Origin of the sequence: Actinoplanes sp. NPDC049598 (assembly GCF_040675435.1) — a bacterium.
GTDB lineage: Bacteria > Actinomycetota > Actinomycetes > Mycobacteriales > Micromonosporaceae > Actinoplanes.
This window is the reverse complement of record NZ_JBFAOX010000038.1, coordinates 1-14,190: the sequence shown is the minus strand read 5'-3', so window position 1 is coordinate 14,190 and position 14,190 is coordinate 1. Positions and strand designations below refer to the sequence as shown.

Sequence of the window (14,190 nt, the reverse complement as noted above, 5' to 3'; positions counted from 1 at the left end):
GCCGTCCGGCCCGGACGGAATGCGGAGCTCGGCGGTTACGCTCCAGTCGCGAGTAGCCAGGTGTAGGTGAACACCGCCCCGACCAGAACGGCTGCGGCCGGTGCGTGAAGGGCCCGCCAGAACAGCATTCGCCGATCCGATCGGGTGGCCGCCGAGAACCCCACTGCCCCCACGGCCTGTCCCAGCAGGTCGGCCACGGCAGCACCGATGGCGAAGAACAGGATGCTGCCGGCAGCGTTGACGTTGGTCAGGTTGCCGCTGCCGATCAGCCAGATGAGCCACGCACCGACAGCTGCCACGGCGAGGACGATGATGTAGTCGCCGCCGATCCGGACACGCTGCCAGAGGGTGAGCCGGTGGCGGACGGCCGGCCGCACGACGGTGGGGGGCAGCTCGGGTCCGGGATCGTCGTCGGCCGGTCCGCTGAGGGCGTCGTCGGTTGTGTCCGGTGTCGGGGGCCGGGGCATCTGCCGGGTCGGATCGAGCGGCGGGGTGACAACCGGCGCCCGTCCTTCGTTGTTCACCCAACGGTCGGTGCGCTCCTCGAGACCGGGGACGAAACCGGGCACGAGCACGACCGGGCCCGTGCCCGGCGGCGCGATGCGCACGCCCACCCCGGCGGAAACCACAGCCGGCGCGCTCAGCAGGTCGGCCACCGCGACGAACTCCGCGGCCGCGCCGACCTCCGGCAGCGCCACGACTGGCGCGTGCCCGTCCTGGAAGAACTCGGGCGGCAGCGTTGACAGCGGATCGGTGTAGGGGGCAGCAGCAGCCCACGGGTCCTTGGGCGTGTCGTACTCGCGGACCGCCTCGGTGTTGTCCGCCGCCGCCCGCGGACCGGGAATCACCGGAGGTGTCCAGCGAACCCTGGGCGTACGGTGCCCGGTGGTGACCACCAGGTCGGCGAGCCGGTCGATCCACTCGTCCAGGCCGTCGACCGGCGCCCGCCGGCTGGCGTCCCCGGCCAGCACGAGCATGAGGTGGTCGCGCAGCGCGTCCGGCAGGCCGGAGGTCGGTAGCGACTCGACCACGCCGGTCCGCCAGGTCACCCCGGTCAGCAGGTAATAGGCGATAGCGCCGAAACCGAAGATGTCCGCTGCCGTGCTCGGCTCGGGATGCTGCCATGAGGCCGGATCGCCACCGTTGATCCGTTCGAAGAGTTCCGGGGCGGAGCCGCCGAACGTGCCGGCGTAGTGCGTCAGGTCGCCGTCGTCGCGGGCGCTGGTGAAATCAATCAGTACGGGGTCACCCGCCGGGGTGATGATGACGTTCGACAGGGACACGTCCTGGTGAACGATGGGGCCGCGCCGGTGCAACTCGCCGAGGATCCGGGCCAGCTCGTGCAGCACCCGCGGAGCGTCGAGCTCGCCCTGCTCAGCGGCCAGATGTGAGCCCGGCTCGAGGCGGTCTTTCAGGTTCTCGCCCTCGACCCACTCGAGCACCTGGATCGGGACCTTGTTCCCGCTCGGCCGCGTGCCCGGCGACCAGGGTGCGAAGCCGTCGAAGTCGGCGACCGGCAGGCAGATCCCCGGTACGCCCTTGAGCCGGCGCAACAGCGCCGCGCCCCGCTTCCACGACTGTTTCTGCTCGTCAAAAGGACGGCTGCGGTTCGGCCGCCAGACCCGCACGGTCACTCTGCGCCCGGAGGCGCCGGGTTCAATTCCCCGATAGACGTACGCCTGGCCGCTGCCGTCGAAAGCCAGATCGAGCCGGTACAGCGTCGCCGGATCGTTCGGCCTTTCACCGCAGAGCAGATTCACTTTCGAACTCATCGCACCCTCACGCGGTCAATTTCGGTCATGGTGGTCTCTCGCGCCCATCGGGTATTCCTCTTTAACTCTTGACCCAACGGTTGAGGGTGTTTTTGCTCAGCCGTTCTTCAAGATTGCTTCGACGTTGCGAACAGCCGGCGGCCCGGCAGGCATGGAGAAGGTCATACATGGTTCGACAGCGTGTCTGTCCGGTGTGCGCCGTGCCGCCCCCGGGCCCGCTCGCGGGGCCGCAACTCTGCCCGGTGTGCGGGTGGCAGTTGCAATCCCGTCTGCGGCTCGGCCCGGCCGGCGCCGATGCGGCAGCCCGGTTCGCGGCCGAGTTGAGCACCGCGCAGCGCCGGCACGATCTGCGGGCGGCCGCGGTGGCGGCCACCGCGCTCGGAGCTGACGACGGGAACGCGTACCTCCGGTTGGCGGAACTCGCCCGGGGGACCGGGACCACCGATGTCGCGGCGACCGTCGACACCCGGGAACCCCCGACGGTCGCGATCAGCGATGTGGCGGCGCTGCTGCGCGACACCGAGGCCCACACGCGCATGATGCTCCTGGAGTTCCGCGTCGACGGTCTGACCCTGTGGGCGGCCGACCGTAGCTCCGGCGAGCTCGATCCGCGCTGGCAGGCCCCGTGGAGCGAAGTGTGCCGCCAGCTGCCCGGCTACCGGCAGAAGCAGCTGTTCCAGCTCGCCGGCGGAGTCGGTGACGCCCCGGTCCGGCGGGCCGAGTGGGTGCGCACCGTCACCGCGGCCATCGACACCATCGCCCCGCTGGCTGACGCGCCACTGGTCGTGGTGGGTGCCCCACCGCAATGGCAGCTGCTCACCGACGCGCAGCACCTGGCGGTCAGCAAGCTTCACCCCGCGGCGACCGTCCCGGCGGCCGGGGACCGCACCCGCTTGACCCGCTTCGCCCATGCGGTGATGGCGACAGTGCCCCGGCCGGAAGGCTACGACGTCGTGGTGTGCCGGGTCGACGCGCGAACCGGTGTCGCGGCCCCTCAGCGGCAGACGGTGCTCCCGCCCGAGGTCGTCGACGCGTCCCGGCCCCGCGAAGCGCAGATCGCCGTGTACGGCTCCGGCCAGGGTGACGCCGTGGTCGTTCCGCTGATCCGGGCCGGCGCCGACCTGACGGATCCGGCCGCCGCCGTCTCCACGGCCGTCCTGAAACTGGCGGCCGGCGAGCGCGGCGTACTCACGGTGCGCCAGGAGGAGCCGGGCCGGGTCGAACTGCTGCACTCCGGGGCGGCGCCCCACCCACCGGCCTGGGCCGACCTGGTCGGCGACCTCGAGACGCTGTGTCAGGTGGGTCCCGGAACACCCGTCGACGTCGTCATCACCATCGAGCTCGGTGAGTCGCGCATCGCGGCCGGCACGGTCAGCGCCCGCCTGGCGACCGCGCAACGGCTGATCACCGAGATGACCGGCCTCGCGCACGGTGCGCTTCGCGTCGGTGTCGTCGGTTACGGCGACCACGACCCCCGCGACGGGATCGTCGAGATGCGCACGGCACCGCTGGGCGATCCGGATCTGGCCCTGGACGCGCTGATCGACATGGCGGCCGAGCCGGCCCACAACGATCTGGCCGCCCCGCTGGAGGACGCCCTCGACGTCGTCGCGGACATGTCGTGGCGGCGGGCGGCCCGCAAGGTTCTGCTCGTACTGGCCGGCCGGCCCCCGCACCCCCCGGTGCAGCGGATGTACCTGGCCGCGTGCCCGGCCCGGCTTCGTCTCCCGGCCGTGGTCTCCACCCTGCCCGACGGTCTCACGGTGGTCCCCGTGCTGTCCGGTCCCGCGGTGGGACCGGACAGCAGCTTCGGCCGGGCCGGGCGGGAATGGTCCGACGAGGCGTGGCCGATGCTCACCGGCCGGCTGCCGGTCATGTCCGTCGAGAGCTACCCCGAACTGATCGCCGAGCTGCTCAACCCCCGGGGAAACCGGCAACGGCTGCGTCTGGCCTTGTCGGAACCCCTGCCGTCGTGAACTCGAGGAGATACACAGCGTGACCGATCCTTACATCCCCACGGACGACGGTTACCCGGACGATGCGCCCGCCATCGTGCTGGTCGGACCCGCCGGCGGCGGTAAGACCACGTTCCTGCAGGGCCTGCTGCGCGGTCACCCCAACCCCGCCACCTACGGCGACTGGCGGGTCATTCCCGGCCGCGACGCGGTGTACGCCGACGCGCTGCTGGACAACGCCGAGATCGACGCGTTCCCGGACGCCACCGGCAGCGTGGCCGAGGAGACCTGGACGATCATCGGCACCCGGCCCGCGACACAGGAACGCAGCCTCTGGGGTCTCGGCGCCCCGAAAATCCGCGACGGCGCGGAGGAGTCCTTCGATCTCGTCATCTGCGACATCCCGGGCGGCTCGACCGTCAAGGTCGACGACCAGGCCAACGCCGAGACGCTGGAGGCGGTCAAGCAGGCCGCGGGCATCATCCTGCTGATCGACCCGACCCGCATGATGAAGGAGACCCAGAGGGAGGTCCGGCAGGACGGCAAGGAGCCGATCTCCACCTACCGGCATGTGTTCCGGCTGCTCAAGGCCCTCGACCGGGAGGTCGGCCCCGGCCGGGGACAGAAGCTCCCGCAGGCGCTGTCGGTGTGCATCAGCAAGCTCGACCACGCCGAGGTCTTCAACCTCGCGAACAACCTGGACCTGCTGTCCGCGGCGGACCGGGAGACCCCGGTGGTCCCCGCCGGCGAGAAGTCCCGCGACTTCTTCCACCACCTGTGCAAGATGAGCGTCAACTCCAGTGACGCCGGGATCCCCCGCGAACTCGAGGCCCGCTTCAGCCGGATCACCTATCACACCGTCTCCTCGATCGGCCTGTACTACGACCCCGACCGGGGCTTCGACTGGGACAACGTCGTCAACGTGAAGGCGCAGGACGGCCGGGAGACGATCGTCCGGTATCAGCCGATGGAGGTCTGGGAGACGCTGCTGGACCTGTACCTGGTGCTGCAGGCCGGTGAGCGATGACGGCCCGGCTGCAGGTCTGGGGATGGTGGAGCAAGGACGCCGGCAACGTCGACGAGTACCGCGTCCTCGAGTCCAACGATCCGGACGCCGCCGCCGTCGGCGTGCAACGGCGAAACCCGGGCACGCCGCAGACCAACGCGCAGAGCGGCCAACTGCCGTGGGCGGTGATCGGGACAACCGGTGACACGTACCACGTGAGCTGGTGGGATTGGACGGACACCAGCGACGCGCGTACGCGCCCCATCTACGCCGTGCTGTACCTGCAGGTCTCCTCCCCGAGCCCGCTGAGCTACGCCGAGCTGGCGGCCTACGCGCGTGCACAGTGGCGCCGCCACGCGCAGGACCGGGCCGGCATCCCGAGCGGACCGTCACCGCAGCGCCATTCGGCCGCCGAGCAACTTCAGGACGAGGCGACCCGGCGGTGGGCCGGGGCCGTCGCCGGGCTCGTGCTGCAGAACCAGGTACGCATCAGCGCCACCGACGCGTCCGGGCCGGCCACCCCCGAGGAGGTGTGCGCCCTGCTCGATGCGGTCGCGGCGCTGCTGCCGGCCGCCACCCGGGCCACCCTCAGCCTGGCCACCGGGACCGTGCAGGCCAAGAACGGGCCGTTCAACATCACCGTCGGTAAGCCGGTCGGGCGCAGCGCTCAGGTGTCGTTCTCCCGGCCGCCGGAGCTCGCCGACGGTTCACCGGCCGCGGAATACCGCGACACGCTCGAACGGATGGTGCACCGGTTCCGCCTGACGGACGTGCTCGATCACCTCGACCGGGTGGCGGAGATGCCGGCCGAACCCGGAGCTCAGACCGCGCGGGAGGCGACCGCCCGGCTGGCCGCCATGGATCAGCTCACCGAGATCGGCACGGCACTGCTGCACGGGCGGCACCCCCAACCTGAGCTCGTGCGGAGCCTGGTGGCCGCCCACCCGCTCGCCGGGCGGACGTCCGAGCCGATGCAGCTGGCCTACCTGCGTTACCTGATCCGCGACTGCGGGGCTCCCGGGCTCGAGCTGGCCGCAGCGAACTGGCTGCCGGACGCCGCCGGCGACGCCGTCGACGTCCTGGCCGCCGCCCTCGCCCAAGGCGAGCCGGACCCGGCATGGCTGGCCGCGATGGTCCGGGGCCCAGCAGCCGTGGCCGGGGCCGACACCTTGCTCGTTCCGGTGCTGAACCGGGTGGGGGTGACCGCACCGGTCACCACCGTCCTCGCCGGCGTGGTGACCGACGGTCTGCCCGCTACCGCGACCCGGGACTGGCTGTTGCAGCCGGAGCACGAACCCGGCGCGCTGCGCTTGGTGCACCGGGCCCCGGACGCCGCCGTCGCCTGGTTCTCCACCGCGGGCCGGGCGCTGCCCTGGATCTCGCTGATCCGCAGCGCCCTCGACGGCAAACGGCACCCGCTGCCCGGGCTGGTCGACCAGCGGTGGCTGATGCTGGCGTTCAAGCTGGCCACCGCCCGTTTCGCGCTGGGCCAGGCGCTGAACGTCCTGCTTCCCGAGCTCGTCCACGCGGCCGAGTCGGAGGGGCTGAACAAGCCCTTCACCGCAGCGGTGGAATCCGCCGCCGCCGACAACGGAACCGACCGTGCCACCTGCGATTTCGTCCTCACGGTGTCGGGACAGTCGCTGCCGCCCGGCCTACGGTCCGAGTCCAGCTGGGCCGGCGACGCCGGTTACGCCGAACAACTCGCCGCGCTGTTGTCCGGCTCGTCGGCCGGCGTTCGCGCCACGTTCCGTAAGCATCTGCGGCTCATGCTGATCTCAGCTGAAGCCACGGAGGACGCCGTGGTGCTGCTCGACCGGATCAGCCGCACCGGCGGCATCGACGCCCGGGCCGCCCTCGACGACGCCGCGCACATCGCTGCTGAACGTCCGCTGCTGCTGGAGCGGCCAGGCGCCGAGGAGCTCCGCGAGCAACTGCTGGCCGCCGATCCGCATCTGCACAGCACCGTTCTGCTGCGCGCGGCCGAGCGGATGTCACGGACCTCAGCCGCACCCGCCGACTTCGCCGGTGTGCTGGCGCAGGCGAACCGGTTGAACACCGACCCACGACCCCTGCGTATCGCGGTCAACCGCTGGTCGGCGACCGCCAGCACCCAGCAGCTCCGCGAACTCGCCGAGGCGGCCGGCCACCGTGACCGCGACACCGACGATTGGGTCGCCACCTATCAGGGGCTTCAGATCATCCATCCGCTGCTCGGAGAAGATCTGCGGCCCCGGCTCAACGCCGCTCTGCGCGAGGATGTGGCCACCGACGCCGAAGCGCTCGACGCCGAGATCACCAGGCTGATCCGCCGCCGTCAGGCCCTCGCCGGTATCGAGGAGCTGCTCGGCCTGCCCACCGGCCCGTCCAGCCCACCGAAAGGGCTGTGGGCGGCACTTCTGCGCTTCTTCGGTTTCGGGACCGCCCCGGAGTACCGGGACCGCAGCCGGGAGCGCGGATGAGCACGGCCGGTCTGCATCTACGGCCCGGAACCGCGCTGGTCAGCCAATGGCCGGCCGCCGAGCCGGCCGAAGTGGCCGGTTCCGCGGCGATGACCTACCGGGGCTCGTCGGCGCGGCTCGGCCTCACCGACGTGCCCGATCCGGCCGACTCGGTCCTCACCACCGGTGACCTGCTCACCCGGGCCCAACCGGCCGTCCCCGACGCGCTGGCGGTCTACCTCGGCCTGCTGCGCCGCCACAGCCCCCAACTCGGCTCGGCCGGCGCCGTCGTGGTCGCGCTGCCGCCCCGCTTCGCCGACGACGCCGCCACCGTCCGGTACGTGCACGACAGCAGCACGCGCGCCGGGCTGGCGGTCACCCGGGTCGTGAGCACACCGGTCGCGGCCGTCGCCTACGCCTACCTCACCGGGGCCCTCGACCAGGCACCGAAGGCGGCGCCGACGTTCGTCTGCGACATCGACGACGAGGGCGCGACAGTCACGTTGCTGCACTGCTCGGCCAACCAGGTCCGCCCCGGCGCGTCCACGCCCATCACCACCGCCGCCGGCGCCCCCGACCGGGCCGGCGTCATCGGCGCCGCGATGAAACGCATCATGCGCGAGCACGGCGTGCAGAACGAACCGATCAGGTTGCTCATCGCCGGCGACACGGACCTGCCACCGCAAGTGCTCGGTGCGGTCGGCTATCACAGCAGCAAGCCGGTCCACCTGGTCAGGCTGGCGGATCCGGGCGCGGCGGCGGCCCTCGGCGCGGCCGCCGTCGCCGCCGGCGCCGTCACCGTCGAGGACCGGCTGCGTACCGGGATCAGCCTGTCGGCCCACCGCACCGAGTTCGACACGGTCAGCGACCGCTGGCCGCCGCTGGCCGCACCGCACACGCTCGCCTTCGGCGCCGGTCACGGTGAGGCGGTCGAAGTCGAACTGACCACGGGCCAGAGCGAGGCGGTGGTTCGGCTGACCGCGGATGACGGCATCACCCGCGACGTCACGGTTCCCTTGTCACCCGTACCACCGGCCGGGGTCTACCAGGTCAGCGTCATCGTCGGCGCCGACGGCCCGGCCCTGTCCTTCAGCCAGGCCGGCACCACCACGTCGTTCCCCATCCCCGCACAACAAGGGTCACGGTGATTCGGTTGACTTCCGCCTACGCGACGGCCGCCGGGGCCGCGCAGTCCACCACCCCCACCTCAACCCTGATCTGGGTGGTGGTGCTGGTCGCGGTGGTGTGCGTGGTCGTGGTGGTGGGCGTCACGTACTACTGGAACCGCCCCATCATGACGGGAGTTCTCGAAGTGCGGCTACGCAGCGGGGAGACCCACTCGGTGCGGCTGCACAACAAACGCTCCGTCAAGGCCAAGGTCGGCGACGGCACCGTCACGGTCCGCGGGCACCGGGACGGCACGGACGCGAAGATGGAGGTCAGCTGGGCCCGGCAGGCCGCCCCCCAGTCGGCGGTCCTGAGCCGCGGCGGATCGGTCGCGATCAACTCGGTGCGGTTCCAGCACGACAACTCGGATCGGAGGTATCTCGTGTAGAAAACGGCGATCCGCTCGACGGCGCCGACCGGGCGGGGTAGCGCGCGTCCGCTGTGGAATGTCAGCATCTCGCGTATGCAAAGGAATCGAAGCATGATCGTCGCGGGGGCGGTCACGGCATTCCTCGCCGCCACGCCGGCCGTTGTCAGCGCCGCACCCGCGTCCCAGCCCCAAGGTCGTATCCTCTTCATCCGGACGGAGGACTCGCCGCACGGCAACGGTGAGGTGCAAAGCGTTCGGCCCGACGGCACCGCCCTCACCAGCCTCAACCTGACCGTCAGTTGGGGGTCGTCGCCCGACTACTCGCCGGACGGCCAGCGGATCGCGTTCGTCACCCAGGGCCCGGACGATTTCTTCGCGTCCGTCTACGCGGCCGCCGCGGACGGCACCGGAGCCCGGCGGGTCGCCCAGGCCCCGTGCGGTCCCGGACACCCCCGATGGTCACCGGATGGGGCCGGCATCGGGTTCGAGACCTGCGGTGAGATCTATCAGACCGACCTCGGCGGGCACCTCACGCCGATCACCGGCGCCGACTACGGCAGCAATCTGGCGTTCTCGTGGGCGCCGCAGGGCAAGCGGATCGCCACCGCGAACCCGGCCGGGCCCGGCGTGCAGGTGTGGAAGGCGGACGGTTCGGCCAGCCGCCCGGTGAGCGACCTGCCGACCGCCCACGACGTGGACTGGAACCCGAGGAACGGCAAGCTGGCGGTCTCGTCCGGCGACGACCTGTGGCTGGTCGACGCCGCGACGGGCGCGAAGAAGCGCATCACCGACACACCGGAGGTGGCCGAGGGCAGCGTCGTCTGGTCGCCGGACGGCAAGTGGCTGGCCTACAGCGAAAGCCAGATCCAGCAACGGACCGACCCGGACACCGGCGAGAGCTACCCGGTGGAGACCGACCCGCAGATCTACGTCGTCGACGCGGCCGGCAAGCAGCGGCACGCAATCGGCGTACCGGGCATCCCGACCAGCTGGCGCGCCCAGTCCTGACGTCCGGCCCGAGCCGTGGGGCCGCACAGGCCCCACGGCGTTCACCAGGTCAGAGATATTTCGTGTAGAAGGCGGCGAGCCGGTCGACGGCGGCGTCGACATATTCCGGCACGTCGTACATCTCGTAGTGGCGGGCGCCCGGGATCACCGTCCGATCGACCGGATCAGGCGCCAGCGCCCACAGCCGTTCGGCGGAGGTGTCGAAGCCGGTGCCGGTTGTCCCGGCCTCCCGCGCAGATGCCCAGGACGCCGATGCGGTGCGGGTCGATGCCGGGGAGCACGCTGAGCGCGTCGATCGCATAGGAGATGTCTTCGCTGCGCCGGTACGGGTCCTCGAGGTCCCGCGGCTCGCCGCCGCTCTCGCCCTGGTGGGCGGGATCGAAGACCAGCGCCGTGATGCCGCGGCCGGCCAGGCGGGCCGCGTAGTTCGCGCCGATCTGCTCCTTCACGCTGCTGCCCGGCGTCGAGAGGACCACCGCGCGCTGCGGCTCGGTGCCGTCGAGCCCGTCGGGCCGGTACAGGTCGGCGGCCAGCTCGATCGTCCCGCGTGGGATCGAGAGGTGTTGAGGCATGGAACTCACTCAACACTGTGTTGCCGCCACACAGTCAAGAACCGGCCTTGACTGTGTGGCCGCCACACGGTTTCTGATGGGCATCCCAGTCGCCGTTCGAGCCCGGAGGATGGCCATGTTCCGCTCCCGTGTCCGGCCCGGCGACGGCCGGCCGCTGCAGAGATTCCGCTGGTGGCAGCTGTTCACCGGGCGCAAGCTCTTCTGGCTCCGGCTGGGCGGGACCGTCTATGCCGTGGACGTACGCGTCAACGGCAAGGAGGCGGGCGACTTCGGGATGGTGCACCTGTACGTCGACGGGCGGCACCAGGCCCGTTCGCGGATGCCCGCCGCCATCCCCGTCGACGGCGGCACGATCCAGGTCGCGATGTCCGGCATCGGCCTCAAACGCGCCCACTTCGTGACCACCGGCGGCGAGGAATACCAGTTGACCCCCGATCCGCAGTCGGCGATCGGCCGCCGGCTGCGCTTCGACCGCGAGCACCGGTCCCTGAGCCGCTGGATCGCCGCCGGGTCGGTGGCGGCGCTGATCGTCGGCGGCGGACTCAACCTGCTGCAGATGCTGGAGCCGATCCTGGGGGTCCCGCCGATCGTCGAGCGCTTCGGCCGCTTCGAATCGCCGATCGACCTGCCGCTGGGGCTCAACGTCGCGCTCGGCGCCGCCGCCGTCCTGGGAGCTGTCGAACGCAGCTTGCGGCTGCGGTACCACTGGCTGCTGGACGGCCTGGGCACCTGACTCAGGCCGAGTTGTCCAGCGGGGCGACGCCGTGGCGGTAGGCCCAGATGACGGTCTGGACGCGGTCGCGGGCGCCGATTTTGGCCATGGCCCGGCTGAGGTGGCTTTTCACGGTGCTGACCTCGACGACGAGTTCGGCCGCGATCTCCGCGTTGGACAGGCCCTCGGCGAGCAGCCGTACGATCTCGGCCTCGCGGGCGGTCAACGGGTGACCCGGCTGAGGGGTGGGCGTCAGCGGGCGCCGGCGGGCGAACTCGGCGATCACGCGGCGGGTGACCGTCTGGTCGACCAGGCCGTCGCCGGCGGCCAGACGGCGGATCCCGTTGATGAGCTCGTCCATGTCGGTGTCCTTGAGCAGGAATCCGCTCGCGCCGGCCTCGAGCGCGCCGAACACGTACTCGTCGAGCTCGAAAGTCGTCAGGACCAGGACCGCGGGCGGTGGGTCGATCTCGCTGACGATGACCCGGGTCGCGTCCAGGCCATTGCCGCCGGGCATGCGGACGTCCATGCACACGACGTCCGGGTGGAGCTGCCGCGCGAGCTTCACCGCGTCGGGGCCGTTGGAGGCCTCGCCGACGATCTGGATGTCCTCGGCGAGCTCGATCAGCGAGCGGAATCCGGCCCGCAGCAACGGCTGGTCGTCGACCAGGAGCACCGTGATCATGAGAGTTGGCCGCCTCTGCGGGGAACGGTGAGTTTGACCGACCAGCCGCCGTCCGGAGTCGGGCCCGCGGCCAGGGTGGCGCCGATCAGGCCGGCCCGCTCCCGCATGCCGATCAGGCCGAATCCGCGATGGTCACGCTCGGAGCCGGCCGGCGCCGCGGTCGCCGGGCCGTTGCGAACCTCGAGCACGCCGGCCTCCGTACGGTAGTCGATTTTGACTGTGACCTTGGCCCCCGGGGCGTGGTCGCGGGCGTTGGAGAGTGCCTCCTGCGCCACGCGGTAAAGAGTCAGCTGCGCCGCCGCCGGCAGGTCACCGGCTTCTCCCGACACGGTCAAGGTCGGGCGGTTCCGGGGGTCCGCGTGGTTGGCCACCAGTTCGCTGATCCCTTGCAGCCCCGGTACGGCCGCGCCCTCGAGTTCGGCCGCCCCGGTCTCTCGCAGGGTGCCCACCACCGACCGCAGATTGCCCAGCGCGCTCCTGCCCTCCGTCCGGATGGCGGCAGCGGCCCGGCGGGCGGCGTCGGGGTCCCGGTCGAGCATCCGTTCCACGACGGTGGCCTGAACGATGAGGGCCGTCAGGTGATGGGCGGCGACATCGTGCAACTCGCGCGCCATCCGGGTGCGTTCGTCGGCCAGGGCGGCGTCGGCGCGTACGCGCAAGTTTTCCGCGGTCTCGGCCGCGCGCAGCTCGACGACCTCGGCGTAGCGCCGGCGCAGCATGGCGCTGCGGCCCAGCAGAGCCGCTGTGCCGTAAAGCAGCAGCGCCACGAAGAACTCGCCGGAGAAGCCCGGGACGTCGCCGTCGGCGGCCGGGACAGCGCTCAGGACCACGAAGCTGCCGATCTCCGTGACCGCCGCGAGCCCGGCCACGAGGTACGCGCGGCTCGCGGAGAGCACCGTGCCGCAGCTGTAGACGGCGATCATCAACGCCACTCCCCGCAGCCCCTCCCCCGGCAGCGCCACCGAGGCCAGGGCGACCTGTAGGACGAGGACCGCGGAGATGCACCAGATCGGCCGTATCCGGCGCAGGCACAGGACGGCGGCCTGCGCCACCAACAGGATCAGAACGGGGATGTCCGAATGTTCCGTACGGGAGAAGGTCAGGTCGGCGTCGCCGGGAAGCAGGAGCAGGGCCGCGGACAGGGCCGCCACGAGAGCCGCGAACGCACAGTCGCGCCGGAACGGTGTGCTCAGACCGACCGCGTCCAGCCGCCGGACCCAGTCGTCGACGAAACGTCTCCGCTCGGCTGAGCGGGGTTCATCCATTGCCTCACCCCTCCCGCGCCGATGCTACCGACGCCGATGCCTCAGCGACCCGCCCGCAGCGGCTCCGGCGACGAGATTCATCCCCGCGACGCCATCGCCTCCGTCGCAGGTCGCAAGCCCAAGTTCATGCCCGCGCCAGATGCCCCGACCGGGCGGTGAACGGCACGGTTCTTATGCCGTCCGACGTTCCGTTGTGAGGAGCCCACCATGGCCGAGCAGGCGCCCGAACCCCGACCTTCGAACACCGCCGGCGGGATGGCCGTCATCACCGCGGCCCTGATGGTCGGTATGGCCCAGGTCGGCGCCACTCCCGCGGCGCTGAACCGCGCGCGTACGGTCAGCTCTGCTCGGCCGCGCCGGTGACGTCGTGGCGCGCGGGTCGCAGCCGATCACGTCGTACCGGTCCTGGATGCTGTGCGGCAGCGGCTTCGGCGACAAACTACCGGCCAGCAGGCCCGGGTAACTCAGTCCCCCGGCGCCGGGCCCGCCCGGGCTGGGAACAGGCATGACTGACAAGGCTCTTAGCATCTGACTCCCCCTTCGGAGTCAGTGGACGCCCTGTCCTCACCACATGGTCAAGCCGTCTGCGACCGTTCGTCGAACGCCTGCCTGGCTTCGCTGGATCTGCCCGCTGTGCTGAACCGTCCACGAGTACAAGCGCATGAAGGGCTCGCGCAACGACTCCCCCATCGACGTCAGGGAGTACTGCACCCCGACCGGCGAGGTCGGCAACACCTTTCGCACGATCATCCCGTTGCGCTCCAAGCGGCGCAGCGTCTGCGTGAGGACGCGCTGAGTGACGCCATCGAGGCGGCGCTTGATCTCGTTGAACCGGGTCGGCCGCTCCAGGACGGCGAGCACCATCATCGACCACTTGTCGGCGATCTGATCGAGGATCGGCCGGCTGGGACAGTCGACGCGGAAAATGGTCTGCCCGTCGACGTCGGTCTCGAACCGGAAGGTATCACTCATGATCCCTGGTTCTCCCAAAGTGCGTTCTTGTCGCCTCATGGGCGCTCGGCGAATCTAGGTATGCGAGGCAAACCTACCCGCCTTGCGGATACCTGATCGGAGTTTCACCATGTCCCCCGACTACTCGACGTTGCACGTCAGCTCAGACAACGGCGTGGCCCGGATCGTGCGGGACTGTGCCACGAGAGGTGTTTCCGGCCCGACACGCCAGGCTGAAGACCTGGCGGGATGGGCACCGTGAGTGATGACATCGAACGTTATGAGT

The 14,190-nt window shown here is 71.0% G+C and carries 13 protein-coding genes; 8 read left to right on the top strand and 5 right to left on the bottom strand.

Annotated elements, in window-relative coordinates:
* Positions 1–35 precede the first annotated feature (35 nt).
* Complete coding sequence (locus tag AB0J66_RS45620; protein ID WP_364674551.1) at positions 36–1,772, bottom strand: hypothetical protein; 1,737 nt, start codon at positions 1,770–1,772, stop codon at positions 36–38.
* Between the two features lie 257 nt (positions 1,773–2,029).
* On the opposite strand from AB0J66_RS45620, the gene AB0J66_RS45615 reads away from it, so the two are divergent.
* The 6 genes from AB0J66_RS45615 (at position 2,030) to AB0J66_RS45590 (ending at position 9,719) form a co-directional block, all read left to right on the top strand.
* Entirely contained in the window at positions 2,030–3,748 is a 1,719-nt protein-coding gene (locus AB0J66_RS45615) for a hypothetical protein (protein ID WP_364674548.1), read from the top strand.
* Positions 3,749–3,767: 19 nt separating this feature from the next.
* Entirely contained in the window at positions 3,768–4,754 is a 987-nt protein-coding gene (locus AB0J66_RS45610; RefSeq protein WP_364674545.1) for a hypothetical protein, read from the top strand.
* On the top strand, positions 4,751–7,195 hold the full coding sequence (locus tag AB0J66_RS45605; protein ID WP_364674542.1) for a hypothetical protein: 2,445 nt from the start codon (positions 4,751–4,753) through the stop codon (positions 7,193–7,195). Before AB0J66_RS45610 ends, AB0J66_RS45605 begins: the two co-directional genes overlap by 4 nt.
* Positions 7,192–8,322, top strand: a complete 1,131-nt coding sequence (locus AB0J66_RS45600; RefSeq protein ID WP_364674539.1) for a hypothetical protein — start codon at positions 7,192–7,194, stop codon at positions 8,320–8,322. The genes AB0J66_RS45605 and AB0J66_RS45600 overlap by 4 nt, the downstream gene beginning before the upstream one ends.
* 5 nt (positions 8,323–8,327) lie before the next feature.
* Positions 8,328–8,729: a hypothetical protein gene (locus AB0J66_RS45595; protein ID WP_364674536.1), complete on the top strand. Its 402-nt coding sequence runs from the start codon at positions 8,328–8,330 to the stop codon at positions 8,727–8,729.
* A gap of 93 nt (positions 8,730–8,822) precedes the next feature.
* Positions 8,823–9,719, top strand: coding sequence for a hypothetical protein (locus AB0J66_RS45590; protein WP_364674534.1), 897 nt, complete (start codon positions 8,823–8,825; stop codon positions 9,717–9,719).
* Positions 9,720–9,883: 164 nt separating this feature from the next.
* Here AB0J66_RS45590 and AB0J66_RS45585 read toward each other — a convergent pair whose 3' ends face one another.
* Positions 9,884–10,291 carry an alpha/beta hydrolase gene (locus AB0J66_RS45585; protein ID WP_364674531.1) on the bottom strand — a complete coding sequence of 136 codons (408 nt, stop codon included), beginning with the start codon at positions 10,289–10,291 and terminating at the stop codon, positions 9,884–9,886.
* 115 nt (positions 10,292–10,406) lie between these two features.
* Here AB0J66_RS45585 and AB0J66_RS45580 point away from each other — a divergent pair, with 115 nt between their 5' ends.
* On the top strand, positions 10,407–11,024 hold the full coding sequence (locus tag AB0J66_RS45580; protein WP_364674529.1) for a hypothetical protein: 618 nt from the start codon (positions 10,407–10,409) through the stop codon (positions 11,022–11,024).
* A 1-nt stretch (position 11,025) separates the two neighbouring features.
* On the opposite strand, the gene AB0J66_RS45575 is transcribed toward AB0J66_RS45580, so the two are convergent.
* The gene (locus AB0J66_RS45575) at positions 11,026–11,688 is read right to left on the bottom strand and encodes a response regulator transcription factor (protein WP_364674526.1); all 663 of its coding nucleotides are present in this window, start codon (positions 11,686–11,688) and stop codon (positions 11,026–11,028) included.
* Positions 11,685–12,953, bottom strand: a complete 1,269-nt coding sequence (locus tag AB0J66_RS45570; protein WP_364674523.1) for a histidine kinase — start codon at positions 12,951–12,953, stop codon at positions 11,685–11,687. The genes AB0J66_RS45575 and AB0J66_RS45570 overlap by 4 nt, the downstream gene beginning before the upstream one ends.
* Before the next feature lie 207 nt (positions 12,954–13,160).
* Here AB0J66_RS45570 and AB0J66_RS45565 point away from each other — a divergent pair, with 207 nt between their 5' ends.
* A complete protein-coding gene (locus AB0J66_RS45565) occupies positions 13,161–13,316 on the top strand; it encodes a hypothetical protein (RefSeq protein WP_364674520.1) in 156 nt (51 codons plus the stop codon).
* Between the two features lie 201 nt (positions 13,317–13,517).
* Here the strand turns inward: AB0J66_RS45565 and AB0J66_RS45560 are convergent, their stop codons facing one another.
* The gene (locus AB0J66_RS45560) at positions 13,518–13,925 is read right to left on the bottom strand and encodes a helix-turn-helix domain-containing protein (protein WP_364674517.1); all 408 of its coding nucleotides are present in this window, start codon (positions 13,923–13,925) and stop codon (positions 13,518–13,520) included.
* Positions 13,926–14,190: the final 265 nt, after the last annotated feature.